Here is an 18,519-nt window from a genome sequence, read left to right as displayed (position 1 = left end):
GAGGAACGAGCGAGACGAAACGCCTTCAGGTCGGCTGCAGACGTTTCGTCTCGCTCCGCTCGCTCAACGACCGGAGGGTCGAAGGTCCAGGCGGCGCAGGGACTGGGCGTTGAGCGCGACGACGATCGTCGAGAGGCTCATCAGCACCGCGCCGACCGACATCGGCATCACGAACCCGATCGGGGCGAGCACGCCGGCGGCGAGCGGCACCGAGATGAGGTTGTACCCGGCGGCCCACCACAGGTTCTGCTTCATCTTTCGGTAGCTCGCCCGGGACAGCTCGATCACCGACAGCACCGAACGGGGGTCGTCGGAGGCCAGGATGACGCCCGCCGACGCTATCGCGACATCCGTCCCAGCGCCGATCGCGATGCCGACATCCGCCTGCGCGAGCGCAGGGGCGTCGTTGACGCCGTCGCCGACCATCGCGACCTTCTTGCCCTCGCGCTGCAGCTCGGCGACCTTCGCCGACTTGTCCTCGGGGCGCACCCCGGCGAACACGCGCTCGATGCCCAGTTCGGATGCCACCGCATGCGCGACGGCCTCGGCGTCGCCGGTGATCATGACGACCTCGACGCCCTTCGCCCGCAGAGCCTCTACCGCCTCGCGCGACTCGGAGCGGATCTCGTCGGCCAGCTTCAGCCCGCCGATCACCTGTCCGTCGCGCACGACGTGCAGGATGATCGCGCCGTCGGCGCGCCAGTCCGCGGCATCCGGCACCTCTGACGCACCGAGTTCCTCGAGCAGACGCGGACCGCCGACGCGCACCTCGTGCCCGTCGACCGTCGCCGTCACGCCGACGGCGGGCGACGATGTGAAGCCGGTCGCCTTCGCGACCGTGAGGTCGGATGCCGCGCGCACGATCGCCTTCGCGAGCGGATGCTCGCTGTCGGCCTCGGCGGCCGCGGCGAGCGCGAGCACCTCGTCCGACGTGTGATCGCCGACCGGCGCGACACCGGTCACGGTGGGCTCGCCCTTGGTGAGAGTGCCGGTCTTGTCGAACAGCACCGCGTCGATGTCGCGCATGCTCTCCAGCGCCAACCGGTCCTTGACGAGCACACCGGCCCGCGCTGCCCGCTCGGTGGCGATCGACACGACCAGCGGGATGGCGAGCCCGAGGGCGTGGGGGCAGGCGATCACGAGAACGGTGATGGTGCGGATGACTGCCTCGTCGGGCAGCCCGATGACCGACCACACGACCGCGGTGATCGCCGCCGCGCCGAGCGCGAACCAGAACAGCCAGGCCGCCGCGCGGTCGGCCAGCCGCTGCGCGCGCGAGCTGGACGCCTGCGCGTCGGCGACGAGCTTGCGGATGCCCGCCAGTGCGGTGTCATCGCCGGTGGCGGTGACCTCGACGCGCAGCCCGGAGTCGGTCGCGACGGTTCCGGCCGTGACCTGATCGCCGGTGCCGCGTGAGACCGTGCGGGACTCTCCGGTGAGCATGGACTCGTCCATGTCGGCGCGGCCGTCGACGATCCGCCCATCGGCAGGGACGCTGCCTCCGGGGCGCACGATGACGACGTCGCCGACGCGCAGGTCGGACGGGGAGACCTTGGTGATCTCGTCGCCGTCGACGCGCTCCGCCTCGTCCGGCAGCAACGCGGCCAGCGAGTCGAGCGCGGAGCTGGTCTGCGCCAGCGAGCGCATCTCGAGCCAGTGCCCGAGCAGCATGATGACGATCAGCAGCGCGAGCTCCCACCAGAACTCGAGCTCGTGATGCAGTATCCCCAGGCTCGCGCCCCAGGACGCGAGGAACGCGACAGTGATCGCGAGACCGATCAGCAGCATCATCCCTGGCTTGCGCGCCTTGAGCTCGGACACCGCGCCGGTGAGGAACGGGCGTCCACCCCAGACGTACATGACAGTGCCGAGCACCGGAGCGATCCACCGCGCCCAGGTCGGAACCTCGTAGCCGAGGATCATCGCGAACATCGGCGACAGGGCGACGACAGGGACGGCGATGATCAGGTTGATCCAGAACAGCCGCCGGAACTGCCCGACGTGGTCCCCGTGACCCGCGTGACCGGCATGGTCACCGTGGCCGGCATGCTCCTCATGGCCGCCGTGATTCTCGTGGCCGGCGTGTGCCGTGTGATCCTCGTGACCGGCGTGGCCGCCATGGGCGTCGTGGCCCGCGTGCCCCATCTCGGTCGTTGAGCGAGCGGTGCGAGACGAAACGTCGTGACCGGCGTGAGCGTCATGACCGGCGTGCATGTCGTGTCCCGCGCCGTGCGAGTGCATGTCATGACCGGCGTGGGCGTCGTCCTCGGCATGCCCGGCGTGATCCTCATGCGCGCGCGGGGAGCGTTTCGTCACTTCGTCTCGCTCCGCTCGCTCAGTACGGCGCTCGTCGCTCAACGACCCGGCGCGCCCGGCGTGCATGTCGTGGCCCTCGTGCTTGTCCATGTTCATCACAACGAACATACCCCCCTGGGGTATTCCCGACAAGACCTTTCCCTCCCAGGTCGCAATTCGTGTCGCTTCGCCCCGCGTTCAGCGACACGAATCGCGACCTGGGCGAAGGAGAGGCGGGCATTCCGACGCGAGCTGCGATCCGAACACGCCGACCACGCCGACCACGGACGCCCCGACTCAGCGGAATCGGCGCAGCCGCAGGCTGTTCCCCACCACGAAGACGCTCGAGAAGGCCATCGCCGCGCCCGCGATCATCGGGTTCAGCAGCCCCAGCGCCGCGAGCGGGATCGCCGCGGTGTTGTACGCGAAGGCCCAGAACAGGTTGCCCTTGATCGTGCCGAGCGTGCGCCGCGACAGCCGGATCGCGTCCGCCGCCGCCCGCAGGTCGCCCCGTACGAGGGTGATGTCGGATGCCTCGATCGCGACGTCCGTCCCCGTGCCCATCGCCATGCCGAGATCGGCCTGCGCGAGCGCGGGAGCGTCGTTCACGCCGTCGCCGACCATCGCGACGATCCTGCCCTCGCCCTGCAGTCGGGCGACGACCGAGAGCTTCTCCGCCGGCAGAACCTCGGCGATGACCTCGGAGATGCCGACCTGTGCGGCGATGTGCCGCGCAGCCGCCTCGTTGTCGCCGGTGAGGAGGATGGGCGTGAGCCCGAGCTTCACGAACGATGCGACCGCCTCAGCCGAGGTCTCCTTCACACGGTCCGACACGACGATCACGCCGCGCGCCTCGCCGTCCCAGGCCACGAGCACCGCCGTCTGGCCGGATGCCTCGGCCTGCGCCTTGGCGTCGAGCAGATCCTGCGAAGGGTGGACTGCCCAGTCCTCGAGGAGTGAGAGCCGCCCGACGAGCACCGCGTACCCGTCGACGACGCCGGTGACACCTCGCCCCTCCACGTTCTGGAAGGACTCGACCTCGGGCAGCGCGACTCCACTCCCGCCACCCGTCGACGCTCCGGTCTCACCTGTTGCGGGTGCGACACCCGAAACACCCGCAACCGGTGAGACCGGAGCAGGAATGGCGCCACCGGCCGAAGGGGTTTCGCCCCGCTGCGCACGCTCAACCGCCGGAGACTGGACTGCGTGCTTCGCGATCGCCTGGGCGATCGGGTGCTCGCTGGCGTCCTCGACCGCGCCGGCGAGGCGCAGCAGCTGCGCAGCATCCGTCCCGTCGGCAGGAATCACGGACGCCACCGACATGCGCCCCTCGGTCACGGTGCCGGTCTTGTCGAGCACGATCGTGTCGACGCGGCGGGTGGACTCGAGCACCTCCGGCCCCTTGATGAGGATGCCGAGCTGCGCGCCGCGTCCGGTGCCGACCAGCAGCGCGGTCGGGGTCGCGAGACCCAGCGCGCACGGGCAGGCGATGATCAGCACGGCGACGGCGGCGGTGAAGGCCATGCTCCAGTCGCCTGTGATCACGGCCCAGGCGACGAGCGTGACCAGGGCGATGCCGATGACGATCGGCACGAAGACGCCCGAGATGCGGTCGGCGAGGCGCTGTACCTCTGCCTTGCCGGACTGCGCGTCCTCCACCATCCGCGCCATCTGCGCGAGCTGGGTGTCGGAGCCGACCCGTGTGGCACGCACCACCAGGCGTCCGCCGGCGTTCACCGTGGCGCCGGTCACGGCGTCACCCGGGCCGACCTCGACGGGCACGGACTCGCCGGTGATCATCGACGCGTCGACGGCACTCGTGCCTGTCGAGACGACGCCGTCGGCGGCGATCTTCTCGCCGGGGCGCACGACGAACTCATCTCCGACGCGCAGCTCCTCGATGGGGATGCGCCCCTCGACGCCGTCCCTCAGTACCGCGACATCCTTCGCGCCGAGCTCGAGCAGGGCTCGCAGCGCTGCTCCCGCCTGGCGCTTGGCGCGCTTCTCGAAGTAGCGACCGGCGAGCACGAACGTCGTCACACCGGCGGCGACCTCGAGGTAGATGTTGCCGGCGCCGTCGGTCGGCGTCACCGTCCAGGAGAAGCCGTGCGTCATGCCCGGCATCCCGGCCGTGCCGAAGAACAGCGCGTACAGCGACCACAGGAACGCCGCCGACGTGCCGAGGCTGATCAGCGTGTCCATGGTGGCGGCGCCGTGGCGCAGGTTCACCCAGGCGGCACGGTGGAACGGCCACGCTCCCCACACGATCACGGGGGCGGCGAGGGCGAGTGACGCCCACTGCCAGTAGGTGAACTGCAGTGCGGGGATCATCGCCAGCAGGATCACCGGCACGCTCAGCACGGCCGAGCCGATCAGTCGCTGCCGCAGCGAGCGCAGCTCGGGATCCTCCGCATCCGCTCCGTCATCGGCGCGCTCCTTCAGCGCCGCAGGCACCTGCGCGGTGTAACCGGCGTTCTCGACCTCGGCGATCAGCACCGCCGGGTCGAGATCGCCGTCGACGCTGACCTGCGCCTTCTCGGTCGCGTAGTTGACCGTCGCGGTGACCCCGTCGATCCTGTTGAGCTTCTTCTCGATGCGCATCGCACAGGACGCACACGTCATCCCGCCGATGGCGAGTTCGATGCGGTTGTCTGCTGCTGCGGTGCTCATGGTTCGGATGCTCCAGTCTCGATGGATGGGTGGGTGTCAGGCGGCGACGGCCGCGTAGCCGGCCTCGTCGACGGCCGCGATCACGGCGTCCGCGTCGACGGATGCCGCGGAGGTGACGATGAGCTTTCCGGTCTGCGCGCTGACGTCGACGCCTTCGACACCGGCGACCTGCTGGACCTCCTTGCGGACGGACATCTCGCAGTGCCCGCAGGTCATCCCGGTCACCTGGAACTCGGTCGTGGTCATGGTTCGCACCTTTCTGTAACTGACTCCAGAGTACCCCCCTGGGGTACCGTCTCACCAGCATACAAGAAGATACCCCCATGGGGTATTCCCGCAGGGGTATCTTCTTTCATGGCGGCAGGTCAGGGAGTGTCGCCCACCGCGTGCGGACGCGGCACTGCCAACATCGTCCCGGTCTGGGTGAACTCGTCCTGGATCTCCTCGTTGTGCTTGTAGGTGAACAGGCTCACCACGATCGCCGCGATGAACGCGAGCACGAACCCCGGCAGCAGCTCGTACAGACCGGTGTTCAGCGGCTTCCAGATGAACACCGTCGCGGCGCCCACGAACATGCCGGCCAGCGCGCCCCAGTTGGTGAGCCGGCGCCAGAACAGGCTCAGCAGGATGATCGGGCCGAACGCGGCGCCGAACCCGGCCCACGCGAACGACACCAGGCCGAGCACCGTGTCGTTCGGCGTGATCGCCAGCAGGATCGCGATGATCGCCACGACCAGCACGGCCATCCGCCCCATCAGCACGAGCCGCTTCTGCTCGGGTGCGGTCTTCTTGAACACCTTGTAGAGGTCCTCGACGAGCGCCGACGAGCACACCACCAGCTGACTCGACACCGTGCTCATGATCGCCGCGAGCACGGCCGCGAGCACCAGTCCGGCGACGAACGGATGCAGCAGGGTGCGCGACATCACCAGCACCACGGTCTCCGGATCGTCGAGCGTGATGCCCTTGCTCGCCATGTAGGCGACGCCGACGATGCCAGAGATCACCGCGCCGACCATCGACACGACCATCCAGGAGATGCCGATGCGGCGCGCGCTCTTCGCCTCCTGCGGCGAGCGCAGCGCCATGAAGCGCACCACGATGTGCGGCTGGCCGAAGTAGCCGAGGCCCCAGGCCAGTGCCGAGACGATCGCCAGCACCGTGCCGCCGGTGACGGTCTCGGTGCCCATCAGTGACAGGAAGCCCGGGTCGCGTTCGGAGTCGATCAGCGTCGCGGTCTCGTCGATGCCGCCGATCGCGATCACCGCCGCCACCGGCACGACGATCAGCGCGACCACCATCATCAGTCCCTGGACCACGTCGGTGAGGGAGGCGCCGAGGAATCCGCCGAACAGCGTGTAGAGCAGTGTGATCCCGCCGACCAGCAGCATTCCCCACAGGTAGTCACCGTTGAAGGATCCCTCGAAGAACTTGCCCGCGGCGACCATGCCCGACGAGATGTACAGCGTGAAGAAGACCAGGATGACGACGCCGGAGAGGATGCGCAGCATCCGCGTCCTGTCCCGCAGCCTGTTCTCGAAGAAGCTGGGGACGGTGATCGAGTTGCGCGACACCTCGGTGTACGCGCGCAGGCGCGGAGCGACCAGCAGCCAGTTCAGGTAGGCGCCGATGGTCAGGCCGATCGCGATCCACGCCTCGATCAGGCCGTTGAGATAGATGACGCCCGGCAGACCCATCACGAGCCATCCGGACATGTCTGCGGCGCCGGCGCTGATCGCTGCGACCCACGGCGGCAGGTTGCGGCCGCCGAGCATGTAGTCCTCGTGATCATCGGTGCGCTTGAACGCGAACCATCCGATCAGGAGCATCCCGGCGAAGTACACCCCGAGAGCCACGTAGGTGAAGATCGAATCGGACATCATCGTCCCTTCCGCGATGCGGCGCACCGCTTCGACCCCCACCCTGCCAAAGCAGGCGGGCGAGCGCGATACCCGAGACGGCGCGGCGGCAGCTCGGCCCGCCGCGCCGCCGCCGGATCACTCGACGAGCTTGCCCTGGACCGAGTCGGATGCCGCCTTCTCGGCGAGCTCGCGGAACGAATCCGGCGCCTCGGGCAGCGGCTCGAACTCGACGCCGCCGCCGGGCGTCCAGATCATGTTGCCGCGCAGCGCGGGATCGGTCTCGGGGAAGTCGGCGCGGTTGTGGCATCCGCGGGTCTCCCGGCGTTCGATCGCCGACTCGAGGGTGGCGCGGGCGGCCAGCAGTGAGCCGAGCAGATCGAAGGCGTGCGCGAGATCGTCGAAGCCTGCGATGTCGGGATGCGCGGTGACGTTCTTCGCGCGCTCCTCGAGGACGGCGAGCTCGGCGAGACCCGCGCGGAGGGATTCCTCAGTGCGGATGACGCCGGCATGCGCGGTCATCAGATCGCGCACGGCGCGCTGCAGCCGCCGCGGCGTCTCGGTGCCGGTGCTGTGCAGGAAGCCCTCCAGCTCGGCGCGCGCCGCGGCGACGGCCTCCGGATCACGTCGCACCTCGGTGCGACCGCGCACGTAGTCGGCCGCGGTCTCGCCGGTGATCCGTCCGTAGACCATGAGCTCGATGAGCGAGTTACCTCCCAGCCGGTTCGCTCCGTGCAGGCCGCTGGATGCCTCGCCGATGGCGTACAGCCCCTCGACTCCGGTGCCGTGGTCCTCGGCTCGCACCCACACGCCGCCCATCGAGTAGTGCGCGGTGGGCGCCACCTCCATGGGCTGCTCGGTGATGTCGAGCATCTGCAGATCGATCATCGCCCGGTACAGGCGCGGCAGCTTCTCGAGGACCTGCTCGCGCGGCAGGTGCGAGACGTCCAGCCAGACGCCGCCCTTCTCGGTGCCGCGACCCTCGGCGATCTCGGTGTAGTTCGCCAGGGCGACCCGGTCACGGGTGGACAGCTCCATGCGCTCGGGGTCGTAGCGCTCCATGAACCGCTCGCCCAGGGCGTTGGTGAGGATGCCGCCCTCGCCCCGCGCCGCCTCGGACACGAGCGTGCCGGCCGCGTCGTCGGGTTCGAGCAGCCCGGAGGGGTGGAACTGCACGAGTTCGGCGTCGCGGATCCGCGCGCCGGCGAGAGCAGCGAGCCGGAACGAGTCACCGGTGTTCTCATCGCGCCGCGAGGACGTGTACCGCCAGATGCGGGTGTGCCCGCCTGCGGCGAGGATGACCGCGTCGGCGTGGATGACGATCGGGGTGCCGTCGACGATGTCGAAGCCGTAGGCGCCGAACACCGTGCCGTCCGCGGTGAGGATGCGCGTGATGTAGATCGTGTCGATGATGGGCACTGCGAGTTCGGCGGCGCGGCGCACGAGCGTGCGCTGGATCTCGAGACCGGTGTAGTCGCCGGCGTAGGCGGTGCGGCGGTAGGTGTGCGCGCCGAAGAAGCGCTGGCTGATGCGTCCGTCGGCCTCACGCGCGAAGGGCATCCCCCACCGCTCGAGGTCTTCGATGCCGCGAGCGGCGTTGCGCGCGACGACCTCGACGATCTCGGGATCGGCGAGGAAGTACGACTCGCGCAGGGTGTCGGCGGCGTGCTGCTGCCAGGAGTCCTCGGGGTCCATGGTGCCGAGCGCGGCGTTGATGCCGCCGGCGGCGAGCGTGGTGTGGGCGTCGTGCTTGCGGCGCTTGCCGACGGCGAGTATCTGGATGCCGCGTTCGGCGAGCTCGATGGACGCGCGGAGGCCCGCGCCACCGGTGCCGATGACGAGGACGGAGGTGGTGAGGTGACGTTCTGCATGCGGGGAGGAGAGCATGCGTTCCACGCTAGGAACCTGCGTTGAATCCCGCCAATGCATAGTTCAACTGGTTTCGATACGTTTGACGCATGAGACTCGAGGAACTGCGCTCGTTCGAGGCAGTCGCGCGTCTGGGGCACTTCACCCGCGCCGCCGACGAGCTGTATGTGACCCAGCCGTCACTGTCACGGCAGATCCAGGCGCTGGAATCCGACCTCGGCGCCACGCTGTTCCAGCGCGACCGCACCGGTGTCGCGATCACCACCGCCGGCGAGGCGCTGCTGCCGATCGCCAGACGGATGCTGGCCGACGCCGACGCCGCACGGCAGGAGATGGACGAACTCGCGGGGCTGCGGCGCGGCCGCATCCGGCTGGGCGCACCGCCGACGCTGTGCGTCTCGGTGGTGGCCGAGGTGATCGCCGAGTTCCGGCGCGCGCATCCCGGCATCGACCTGCACATCACGGAGGCGGGATCCCGGGCCCTCGTGGAGGCGCTCGGAGAGGGCGCGCTCGATCTCGCCCTGACCATCACGCGACCGAACGTGCGCAGCGATGCCGCCGTCGAGCGCGTGCCGCTGTTCACGGAGGAACTGGTCGTCGCCTCCGCCACCGATGCGACAGGGGTCCCCGCCCGCCTCACGGTCCGCGAGCTGGCGGCGCTGCCGCAGGTCGCTTTCAACCGCAGCTACGACCTGCGGGTCGCCACGGATGCCGCATTCGAGGCGGCCGGCCTGACGCCGATGATCGCCGTGGAGGGCGCCGAGATGGACGCCGTGCTGCGCTTCGTGGCCCGAGGGATCGGTGTGGCCGTCGTGCCGGCGACCGTACTGCTCGGCAGGCCGGAGCTGCGCGCCTCGCAGCTGAGCGATCCGTCTCTCACCCGCACGGTCAACCTCTCGCGGCGCGCGACGGTGCGGCCGAGCGCCGCGGTCGCGGCGATCGAGTCGACGATCTTCGAGGTCGTGGCCACCCTCACGCATGAGAGCAGCGCCCTGCGCGATCGCATCACGCCGGTGCGCTGACGCTCCCGAGGTGAAGGGGCGCTCTCAGCCGGCGTGCAGGAGTCGGACGCCGGCCTCGGACAGCTGTCGCGAGATCGGATGCCCGCCGGGCTGATCGGTGATGACCCCGGCGACCTCGGCAAGCGAGAGGACCGTGTAGCGGGAGGCGGTGCCGAGCTTCTCGTCGCTGCCGAGCACGTACGTCTCCGCCGCGCGTGAGGCGAGGTGGCGCTTCATGGCGGCTTCTTCGGCGTCTCCGGTGGTCAGCCCGGCGGTCGGATGGATGCCCGTCACCCCGAGGAAGAACAGGTCGGCACTGATCCGGTTCGCCGCCTCGACGGCGGCAGCACCACAGGCGACGGCCGAGTGCTTGAAGACCTGTCCGCCGAGCAGATAGATCTCGGCCTGATGCTCGAGCAGTGCGGAGGCGACGGTCGGGCTGTGCGTGATGATCGTGCAGGGGAAGGTCTTCGGCAATGCGTGGACCATCGCGAGAGTCGTCGTTCCGCCGTCGAGGATGATCGTCGCCCCCGGCTCGATCAGGGAGACGGCGGCCGCGGCCACGCGCGCCTTGCTCTCGGGTGCGACTCGCGTGCGCGTGGCGTAGTCGACCACCGCAGGCGAGGCGGGCAGCGCGCCACCGTAGACGCGCACCGCCAGACCGGCGGCATCGAGTTCCCGCAGATCCCGACGGATGCTGTCTTCGGACAGACCGAGCTCGGCGGCGATCTCCTTCGCGACGATTCGCCCGTCCGTGCGCAGCCGTTCCAGCAGCAGATCCTTCCGCGCCGCAGCGAGCATCCACATTCCTTCCTGTTTCTGCACGTTTTTGCTGTATCGTGCATGTTATGAGCAAGCCTATGTTGATTCTGATCGCAGGTCCGTACGCCTCGGGGACGAATGGGGACCCCGTGCTGATGGCCCGCAACCTGAAGCGCCTCGAGGAGGCCGCCTGGCCGATCTTCCAGGCCGGCCATGTGCCGATGATCGGCGAGTGGGTCGCACTCCCCGTGCTGTCGAGCGCAGGAGCCGAGGGGCCCGCCGATCCGCTCGCGGCCGAGGTGATGTATCCCACGGCGGAGCGCCTGCTGCAGCACTGCGACGCCGTTCTGCGTCTGCCTGGGGAGTCGCGCGGCGCCGACCAGGATGTCGCCATCGCGCAGGACCGCGGCATCCCCGTCTACTACGCGCTCGACGAGATCCCGAACGCGCAGGCTGCGGCAGCCTGACAGAGGCCGGCCGCGCGGCACAGCCGTTCTCCGTCGGGCTAGACCCCGACCCCGGCGCGCAGCCGCGCGGCGGCTTCGGTGCGGGAGGCGACGCCGAGCTTGCGCAAGATGGAGGAGACGTGCACGCTCACAGTCTTGATGCTGATGAACAGCTGGTCGGCGATCTCGCGGTTGCTGCGCCCCTCGCTGATCAGGTCGAGCACCTGACGCTCGCGCTCGGTCAGCTCAGCCCCGTCGCCGCGCGAGTGGCCGTGGGCGAGACCGGATGCCGCGGTGAACTCGGCCACGTCCCTCGCGAGGCGGACGTGTCCGACTCGCTCGGAGATCGCTGACGCCTCGGCCAGAGCCTCGGCCGCCTCGGCGCGGTCGCCGCGCTCGGCCAAGACGGCCTTCGCGAGCTCCAGCCGCACCAGCACGGCGTGCAGGACCGGCGCGTCCGTATCGTCGGCGTGCGGGAGCGCCCCGCGCAGCGCATCCGCTGTCGGGTGCAGCAGCGCCCGCAGCACGGGGCCCCAGTGCGGGTGCTGCAGATCATCGGGCAGCGCGTCCCACGCGGCGACGAGGCGGTCCGCCAGCGCGGCGGCACGTGCGTGCTTCCCGTCGGCGCGCAGCGCCGCGACCGTCCATCCACTCTCACCGAGCAGCCGTGCGAAGTGCGCGGGCAGGTCTCCTGGTGCGTCGAGCAGCCCGTCGAGGAGGTCCGCCGCCGCGTCGTCGCGCCCCGCATTCAGTTCGATGTCGAGCGCGGACTTCAGGCGGGCGTACCAGACCTGGGTCTCCACCTCGGCGGCCGCATCCACCCTGGCTCGCCACTCGTCCCGCAGCGAGACGGCCTCGTCGATGCGTCCGCGCCAGGCGAGCGCCTTGATGCGCGACGCCGTCGTGTACACCCGGAAGATGCGGTGCGTGCGGACGGCCAGATCATTCGCGAGCAGCTCCTCGGCGCGGTCGATCGCCCCCAGCTGCTGCAGGGGCTCTACGAGGTTCTGAGTGAGGATCGAGCCGCTCGTGCGCTCCAGACCGAGAGCGCGCGCATGCGCAACGCCCTCCTCAGCGACCCTGATCGCTTCGTGGTTTCGCCCCAGCAGACAGAGGGCGTCGGAGTAATTGACCCGATACTTCAGCTTCGAGGAGTTGTCTACGGCGTGCTCCCACGCGCGCCGGAACCACGCGTACGCACTGTCGAGGTCACCGCGCTCCATCTGGCAGACCGCGATGAGGTTCGCAGCGATCGAGATCACAGAGTGGGATCCGATGCTCTCGCCGATCCGGATCGCGTCGGAGGCCGCCTCCTCGGACTCGTCGAAGCGCGCGCTGATCATGAGACGGCCCGCGAGCAGGACCAGCACCGACGCCCGCAGCGCCTGGTCATCGAAATCGTCGTCCATCAGCGCGAGCGACTTCTGGGCGTACTCGATCGCCCCTGGTCGCCCGGCGTTCTGCAGGTACTGTGCCTTGTCGCGGAGGAGTCGCACGCGCAGACCGAGCTCGGTGCGCTCATCCGCCTCGGCGAGGGCGAGGTCGACGACGCTCAGCGCTCGCTCGGTGTCGCCGGCATTCCGCAGGATCGACCCCACCTGTACGAGCAGGGCGATCCTCGGCATGCCGACCAGCTCCTCCGCATCCGGCACCTGATCCCACAGTTCCAACGCGAGTTCGCCGAACCGCGCCGCGGAGGAGAACGCGTACGCGGTGCGCGCCTGGGCCATCGCCCGCACCGCGGCGTCGAGAGCACGGCGCGGGTCATGCGCTTGGTGCCAGTGGAACGCGAGTTCGGAGGCGCGGTTGCACTCGTCGGCCGGTCGCGCCTCGAGGGCCTCCGCATACGCGCGGTGCAGACGCCCCCGCTCCCCGGGGAGCAGGTCGTCGTGCACGGCCTCGCGCAGCAGCGCATGCCGGAAGCCGTACGCGTCGTCGTCCCGTACAGCGAGGATCGACGCGACCATCGCCTCGCGCAGGGCCTCGTCGAGGCGCTCGTCGGGCAGGCCGGCGAGGGTGGCGAGCAGGTCGTGCGACACCGATCCGTCAGAGGCGGATGCCAGTCGCACCACACGCTTCGCGTCGTCGCCGAGCCCGTCGAACCGGGCGAGCAGCACCTCGCGCAGTGTGTCGGGGATCGGCCCGTCGGCGTTGCAGGAGAGTTCCTCCACGAAGAACGGCACACCCTCAGATCGCTCGAGCATGCGGGCGAAGGCGGCGTCGTCGACGCCCCCGCGCAGCGCCTCGGCCAGGATCCGCACCGCGGAGGCGTCGAGGCGCTCCAGGCCGATGCGGTCGAGCAGGCGGGCGCGCTCGGCACCCGCCAGGAAGGACCGCACGGCACCGCCCCTGCCGACCTCGTCGGTGCGGCAGGTGAGTATGAACATCACGCGCTCGCGCGCGAGCGCGCGCAGGAGGAAGGAAAGGATCGAGAGAGTAGCCGGATCGGCCCAGTGCAGGTCTTCGACGACCACGACGAGCGGATGCTGCCGCGCAGCGGCCTCGAACACGTCGGCGATCGCCTCGCCCAGTCCTTCGGGCGCGATCGCCGAGCGGTCGATGGGCCCTTCGCCGAGCTCGGGGAGCAGCAGTCGCAGCGCGGCGCGGCCGGGCCCCGCTGCCTGGGCGGACGGGTCGTCCAGAGCGTCGAGCGCTCCGCGGACGATCGCCGGGAGCGGCCCGTACGGCACCGGCATGGAACCGTAGTCGAGACACCAGCCGGTCAGCAGCGTGGCATGCCCGTCGAGCCGCTGCGCGAACTCCGCCAGCAGCCGGGTCTTGCCGATGCCCGCCTCGCCGCCGACGAGGACGGATGCCGGCTCACCGCCGCCCGCGCGCTCGAACGCCTGCTCGAGCAGCGCGAGCTCTGCATCGCGGCCCACCATCGTGGCGGACGGAGAGATCAGCGGCATCCCCCCATCGTGCCACTGGCCACCGACGTCGGCGCCGGGCGTGACGACGCTCATGGCAGAACCTGCATCCGGTTCGTCGTCGCGGGCCGGGCCGTGCTCCGGTCGCGCGTCGTCCCGGAGCGCGCGCGTCCCCGGCATCCGGGTCGCACCTCGTCACGGAATCCGCGGCGCAGAGCGGGACGAAGCGCGACCTGAGCCTGCTGCGCTCCGGTCATGCCGCCGCGGGGCAGTTCACGCACGGCGTGACGTCGCGAGCGACGGATGCGGCGGTGCGGCGAGCGGTCTTCGCCGGACGCATCCGACGGGTCGTGCCCTGCTCGCGCTCCTGGGCGTCGAGGCGCTCCCGGATGACGCGGCGGCGTTCCGTGGCACGGACCAGCTGCTCGTTCTCGATCGCGAAGACGGTCTGGGTGAAGTAGGGGTGCTCGTACATTGCAACTCCTCGTTTGTTGTGCATCCCTACACTCCGCTCTGAGGCGGGAGGGCTGCATCGGGAGGAATCCCTATCTACGGAGGAGGACCGCCTCAGACGGCGAGAGGGGCCGCCGCGTCCGCGACGACCCCTCTCCGAAAATGCCCTGTTCAGCCTGCGAACAGTGCCGAGATCGCCGGCACCGTGAGCGCAGCGACGTAGTACCCCATGAACTGGACGCCGGTGTGCATCTGGAACAGTTTGCTCAGCAGGCCGCCGACCAATCCGATCGTGATCGAGACGAGCAGGGCGATGATGCCCCCTTCGTACAGGCAGATCACGGCGATCAGGCCGGCGAAGGCGCCGATGATCGCCTCATGCGACACCTTGCGCATGATCCAGGAGGCGGCGCGGTGCGCCTGGGTCATCGCGAACGGATACGTGATCAGCACGGCGATCAGCACGGCGACCAGACCCAGCACCAGGAACTGCCAGGGCTGCAGCATGTCGTGCAGGTTGTTCGTCGCGCCCGTCTCGGCGTCGATCGTGAACACCGGCGGCGCGTTGAAGAGCGGGTTCGCCGGACCGGCCGCCATCGGCGAGAGCGGCAGTCCGATCGCGATCAGCGGGATGAGGGTCTCGGCGATGTAGGTCGACTCCGTGGTGCCGTTCTTCACCGTCATCATCGTGGTGAGACGACGGTAGCCGTTCTTGATGCGCCCGCCGAAGAGCTCGCCCATCAGGACGGTCATCGCGACAGGCGAGAACACGAAGGTGGCGCTGGAGACCACCGCGGCACCCGCCGTGGCGCCGATCTGACCGCGGTCGAGCACGCCGATCGGGTTGGGCATCCGCCCCTTCCAGGTGCGCACGTCGGCAGCCAGCTCGAACGTGCGCGGCGCCTCCCGCCGCATGCTCGCCCGGCCTGCGGGGCTCGAGGCGAGGACCAGGTCGGCGATCAGCGGGCCGATCGCGATGCCGAGGAAGAAACTGATCGACAGCCCCTTGCCGAGCACGCCGGTGGCGAAGGTCTGCAGGCCGACGACGATCAGCACGAACGGGATCAGGGCCATCAGCGCCGCCCATCGTCCCTTCGACAGCACGGCGATCAGCACTGCTGCGATGAGGAACAGCCAGGGCGCGACCGCGCTGATGGCATCCGAGAAGGGCGTGATGATCCAGGCGAAGAGCACGGCGAGGGGCACGGAGATCACGGCGGCGATGACGCCACCCGAGATCGCCTTGCGCAGCGCGATGTGCGGCACGCCGAGTTCGCGCAGCATCTGCGCGTCCCGGAGCAGCGGCGCCGCCATGGTGTCCCCGGGGATGCCGAGCAGCGTGGTGGGGATGGCGTGCGTGATGTGCTTGGCCGAGATCGCCGCCATGAAGAAGGCGAAGACGCCCGCCGGCGGCACGCCGAGCAGGATCACGAGCAGGGTGAGGGGCGCGACCGTGGCGGTCTCGTCGGTGCCGGACACGAGGCCGATGAGAGCGAACACGATCGTTCCCAGGAGGGCCATGCCGATGGCCCAGAGCGCGGGCTCGAGGAAGAGCTCCATCAGGAGGCGCTCCCTTCGCGCTGCTGGTTCTTGCGATGCTGCGCGACGAGGTCGTCGTAGAGCCCGAGTTCCTTCACCTCGTTGAGCGTCGCTGCGGGCAGCTCGTCCGGGTCGCCGAGCGGTCCGAGCTCATCCTCGATCGCGTCCATGACGGCCTCGCGGTTGCCGGATCGGGTCTCGCCGATCACGACGACGCGCTTCGGTGCGAACAGCCGCGCGGAGATCACCGCGGCGACGATGCACGCGGCGAGTCCGACGACCAGCGCGTACGACCGCCCGAGGGCGTCGCCGCCGGTCAGCTGTCCGAACCCCCATTCGGCTACGAGATACACGGGGACGGCGATGCCGGCCCCGATCAGGATCGAGCCGAGGAGATGCCGGCTGTCGACCGTGTCTCCCCATACTTCAATCAGTCGTGATTCCTTCACGAAGTTCCTCTCTATCGGGTCAGCGCCGTTGCGACTCGTGACGTCGGGGCCTTGCCCAGCTCTCGGGTGAGCCAGGCACTCGTCTCGACCAGGCCGTCCAGGTCGATTCCGGTGCGGATGCCGAGCCCCTCCAGCATCCAGACGAGATCATCGGTGGCGAGATTCCCCGTCGCGGACTTCGCGAACGGGCATCCGCCGACTCCGCCGGCCGAGGCGTCGAAGACGCGCACGCCCTCTTCCAGGCCGGCGTAGACGTTGGCGGCCGCCATGCCGTAGGTGTCGTGCATGTGCAGCGCGATGCCGGGAAGCGGGATCCCGTCGGCGACCAGCGCGCGCACGATGCTGCGCACCTGCCCCGGCGTCGCGACGCCGATGGTGTCGCCCAGCGACAGGTGGTGGATGCCCCAGGACCTCATCGTCGCGGCGAGCCGGACCACCTCGGCGGTGCTGACCGGCCCCTCCCACGGGTCACCGAAGACCATGGACAGGTAGCCGCGCACCCGCACGCCGTCGGCGATGGCCCGCGCGACGACGGCCTGGGCGCTCTCCTCCATGCGCTCCCGTGACGCGCCGAGATTCTGCTGCGAGAACGACTCGGTGACGCTGAGGAACACCGCAATGTCCTCCGCTCCGGCTGCACGGGCCAGGTCGTACCCGCGCAGGTTCGGGACCAGCACCGGCGTCCGCACGGGGAGAGTCGACACCCGCTGCAGAACTTCGGCGGAGTCCGCCATCTGCGGCACGCGATCCGGGCGCACGAAGCTGCCCGCCTCGATGATCCGGGCACCGACCGCGGCCAGGCGCTGGATGAGGGCGACCTTGGTGTCGGCGTCGAGGCGGGTCGATTCCGCCTGCAGGCCGTCCCGCGGCGACACCTCCCAGATCTCGACCGCGTCCCTGCCGGCACCGGGTGCCGGCACGACGTCGGGCAGTCCGACCGTTCTGACCGTGCTCATCGCCCGGCCCGGAGTTCTGCCAGCACGCTCTCGGCGACGTCGGCGCGCACGGCCTTGCGCGAGACGAGCTCGGCGGCGACGGCATCGACCTCGTCGCCCGATGCGCCGGCGGCCACGGCGACGTTGCGCGCGTGCAGCCCCATGTGCCCGCGCTGGATGCCCTCGGCGGCAAGCGCTCGGACAGCGGCCACGTTCTGGGCCAGCCCCACCGCGCACACGATCTCGGCGAGTTCCCGGGCGGTCGTCACCTCGGTGAGAGCGACGGCGGCGCGGGCCGCGGGATGCGACTTCGTCGCGCCGCCGACCAGGCCGACAGCCATCGGCAGCTCGAGAGTGGCGACGAGGTTGCCGTCCGCATCCTTCTCGAAGCGGGACAGCGACCGGTACTGGCCGTCGCGGGCGGCGTACGCGTGGGCGCCTGCCTCGACGGCGCGCGTGTCATTGCCCGTGGCAAGCACGACCGCCGAGATGCCGTTCATGATGCCCTTGTTGTGCGTCGCCGCGCGATACGGGTCGTCGTATGCGAGAGCGGCACCGGTGATCATGTCGTCGACGACCTGCGCGCCGCCGATCTCGTCGGGGTGGATCACGAGGCGCGCGCGGGTGAGACGCAGATCGGCGAGGTTCGTGAGGATGCGCAGCAACGAGCGCCCCTGCGCGATCTCGGCGAGCAGAGGTGCGACGGCCTCCGCCATGGTGTTCACGGCGTTCGCGCCCATCGCGTCGCCGACATCGACGATGAGGTGCACCACGAGGTGGTCCTCGATCACGCCGTGCACGGTGCGGACCAGCAGATCACGAGCACCGCCGCCGATGGCGACCAGCTTCGGATCCTGCCGGTCGGCGAGCGCCAGCACCTCCTGCTTGCGCTCCAGGATGCGCGCACGGGCGCCGTGCGGATCTGCGACGTCGAGAAGCTGGATCTGCGCCTGCATCAGCGGCGCCGACGAGGTGGTGGCGATGCCGCCGAGCCGCCTCGACATGCGGGCGATGTTGGACGCCGCGGCGACGACGGAAGGCTCCTCCGTGGCCATGGGGGCGAGCACCTCACGCCCGTTGATCACGAGGTTGGTCGCGACTCCGACGGGGATGGAGATCGTCCCGATGAGGTTCTCGATCATGCGGTCGGCCTGGTCGACGGTGAGCCCGGCCCCCGATTCCGGCGTCAGCGCCGCGAACTGCTCCGCATCGGCTCCGATCGCGTTCGCGACGGTCTCGAGTCGCTCGCTGACGGTCAGGTTGCGCAGTCCGCTGAGTCGGGATGTGGTGGCCATGGATGCTTCCTTCCTGGAGGCGCCTCTGCCGACCGGCGGCGCCGCCAGCGGGTAGCCAATCACGGCAGCGCAACAC

14 protein-coding genes are annotated in these 18,519 nt (G+C 69.9%); 2 read left to right on the top strand and 12 right to left on the bottom strand.

What is annotated here, in order from left to right:
- Positions 1 to 63: 63 nt before the first annotated feature.
- The 5 genes from GON06_RS05015 to GON06_RS04995 form a co-directional block, all read right to left on the bottom strand.
- Positions 64 to 2,145: a heavy metal translocating P-type ATPase gene (locus tag GON06_RS05015; protein ID WP_198346625.1), complete on the bottom strand. Its 2,082-nt coding sequence runs from the start codon at positions 2,143 to 2,145 to the stop codon at positions 64 to 66.
- Between the two features lie 447 nt (positions 2,146 to 2,592).
- Entirely contained in the window at positions 2,593 to 4,965 is a 2,373-nt protein-coding gene (locus tag GON06_RS05010) for a heavy metal translocating P-type ATPase (protein ID WP_157311194.1), read from the bottom strand.
- Between the two features lie 36 nt (positions 4,966 to 5,001).
- Positions 5,002 to 5,211: a heavy-metal-associated domain-containing protein gene (locus GON06_RS05005; RefSeq protein WP_157311193.1), complete on the bottom strand. Its 210-nt coding sequence runs from the start codon at positions 5,209 to 5,211 to the stop codon at positions 5,002 to 5,004.
- Positions 5,212 to 5,330: 119 nt separating this feature from the next.
- Entirely contained in the window at positions 5,331 to 6,845 is a 1,515-nt protein-coding gene (gene putP / locus GON06_RS05000; RefSeq protein ID WP_157311192.1) for a sodium/proline symporter PutP, read from the bottom strand.
- Positions 6,846 to 6,962: 117 nt separating this feature from the next.
- Positions 6,963 to 8,711, bottom strand: a complete 1,749-nt coding sequence (locus GON06_RS04995) for an FAD-binding protein (RefSeq protein WP_157311191.1) — start codon at positions 8,709 to 8,711, stop codon at positions 6,963 to 6,965.
- Between the two features lie 71 nt (positions 8,712 to 8,782).
- On the opposite strand from GON06_RS04995, the gene GON06_RS04990 reads away from it, so the two are divergent.
- Positions 8,783 to 9,715 carry a LysR family transcriptional regulator gene (locus GON06_RS04990; protein ID WP_157311190.1) on the top strand — a complete coding sequence of 311 codons (933 nt, stop codon included), beginning with the start codon at positions 8,783 to 8,785 and terminating at the stop codon, positions 9,713 to 9,715.
- Between the two features lie 24 nt (positions 9,716 to 9,739).
- Here the strand turns inward: GON06_RS04990 and GON06_RS04985 are convergent, their stop codons facing one another.
- Positions 9,740 to 10,519: a DeoR/GlpR family DNA-binding transcription regulator gene (locus GON06_RS04985; RefSeq protein WP_442923183.1), complete on the bottom strand. Its 780-nt coding sequence runs from the start codon at positions 10,517 to 10,519 to the stop codon at positions 9,740 to 9,742.
- Between the two features lie 23 nt (positions 10,520 to 10,542).
- Here GON06_RS04985 and GON06_RS04980 point away from each other — a divergent pair, with 23 nt between their 5' ends.
- Positions 10,543 to 10,923, top strand: a complete 381-nt coding sequence (locus tag GON06_RS04980; RefSeq protein WP_232528161.1) for a DUF4406 domain-containing protein — start codon at positions 10,543 to 10,545, stop codon at positions 10,921 to 10,923.
- Positions 10,924 to 10,961: 38 nt separating this feature from the next.
- On the opposite strand, the gene GON06_RS18960 is transcribed toward GON06_RS04980, so the two are convergent.
- The 6 genes from GON06_RS18960 to GON06_RS04950 all read right to left on the bottom strand — a co-directional run bounded on the left by GON06_RS18960 (position 10,962) and on the right by GON06_RS04950 (position 18,443).
- Positions 10,962 to 13,868, bottom strand: a complete 2,907-nt coding sequence (locus GON06_RS18960; protein WP_198346613.1) for a helix-turn-helix transcriptional regulator — start codon at positions 13,866 to 13,868, stop codon at positions 10,962 to 10,964.
- Positions 13,869 to 14,025: 157 nt separating this feature from the next.
- Complete coding sequence (locus GON06_RS04970) at positions 14,026 to 14,247, bottom strand: hypothetical protein (RefSeq protein WP_157311188.1); 222 nt, start codon at positions 14,245 to 14,247, stop codon at positions 14,026 to 14,028.
- Positions 14,248 to 14,396: 149 nt separating this feature from the next.
- The gene (locus GON06_RS04965; RefSeq protein ID WP_157311187.1) at positions 14,397 to 15,785 is read right to left on the bottom strand and encodes a tripartite tricarboxylate transporter permease; all 1,389 of its coding nucleotides are present in this window, start codon (positions 15,783 to 15,785) and stop codon (positions 14,397 to 14,399) included.
- A complete protein-coding gene (locus tag GON06_RS04960; protein WP_198346612.1) occupies positions 15,785 to 16,213 on the bottom strand; it encodes a hypothetical protein in 429 nt (142 codons plus the stop codon). Before GON06_RS04960 ends, GON06_RS04965 begins: the two co-directional genes overlap by 1 nt.
- An 11-nt stretch (positions 16,214 to 16,224) precedes the next feature.
- Positions 16,225 to 17,169: a hydroxymethylglutaryl-CoA lyase gene (locus GON06_RS04955; RefSeq protein WP_157311186.1), complete on the bottom strand. Its 945-nt coding sequence runs from the start codon at positions 17,167 to 17,169 to the stop codon at positions 16,225 to 16,227.
- Positions 17,166 to 18,443, bottom strand: coding sequence for a hydroxymethylglutaryl-CoA reductase, degradative (locus GON06_RS04950; RefSeq protein WP_157311185.1), 1,278 nt, complete (start codon positions 18,441 to 18,443; stop codon positions 17,166 to 17,168). The genes GON06_RS04955 and GON06_RS04950 overlap by 4 nt, the downstream gene beginning before the upstream one ends.
- Positions 18,444 to 18,519: the final 76 nt, after the last annotated feature.

The organism is Microbacterium sp. MAH-37 (assembly GCF_009758255.1).
GTDB lineage: Bacteria > Actinomycetota > Actinomycetes > Actinomycetales > Microbacteriaceae > Microbacterium.
Note: the sequence above shows the minus strand (reverse complement) of the source record. Positions and strands in the feature narration are given on the sequence as shown.

Excerpts from the sequence above, each read along its gene's own strand:
- GON06_RS05015 (WP_198346625.1), bottom strand. The coding sequence starts at position 2,145 with ATGGGGCACGCGGGCCACGACGCCCATGGCGGCCACGCCGGTCACGAG.
- GON06_RS05010 (WP_157311194.1), bottom strand. The coding sequence starts at position 4,965 with ATGAGCACCGCAGCAGCAGACAACCGCATCGAACTCGCCATCGGCGGG.
- GON06_RS05005 (WP_157311193.1), bottom strand. The coding sequence starts at position 5,211 with ATGACCACGACCGAGTTCCAGGTGACCGGGATGACCTGCGGGCACTGC.
- putP (WP_157311192.1), bottom strand. The coding sequence starts at position 6,845 with ATGTCCGATTCGATCTTCACCTACGTGGCTCTCGGGGTGTACTTCGCC.
- GON06_RS04995 (WP_157311191.1), bottom strand. The coding sequence starts at position 8,711 with ATGCTCTCCTCCCCGCATGCAGAACGTCACCTCACCACCTCCGTCCTC.
- GON06_RS04990 (WP_157311190.1), top strand. The coding sequence starts at position 8,783 with ATGAGACTCGAGGAACTGCGCTCGTTCGAGGCAGTCGCGCGTCTGGGG.
- GON06_RS04980 (WP_232528161.1), top strand. The coding sequence starts at position 10,543 with ATGAGCAAGCCTATGTTGATTCTGATCGCAGGTCCGTACGCCTCGGGG.
- GON06_RS18960 (WP_198346613.1), bottom strand. The coding sequence starts at position 13,868 with ATGAGCGTCGTCACGCCCGGCGCCGACGTCGGTGGCCAGTGGCACGAT.
- GON06_RS04970 (WP_157311188.1), bottom strand. The coding sequence starts at position 14,247 with ATGTACGAGCACCCCTACTTCACCCAGACCGTCTTCGCGATCGAGAAC.
- GON06_RS04965 (WP_157311187.1), bottom strand. The coding sequence starts at position 15,785 with ATGGAGCTCTTCCTCGAGCCCGCGCTCTGGGCCATCGGCATGGCCCTC.
- GON06_RS04955 (WP_157311186.1), bottom strand. The coding sequence starts at position 17,169 with ATGAGCACGGTCAGAACGGTCGGACTGCCCGACGTCGTGCCGGCACCC.
- GON06_RS04950 (WP_157311185.1), bottom strand. The coding sequence starts at position 18,443 with ATGGCCACCACATCCCGACTCAGCGGACTGCGCAACCTGACCGTCAGC.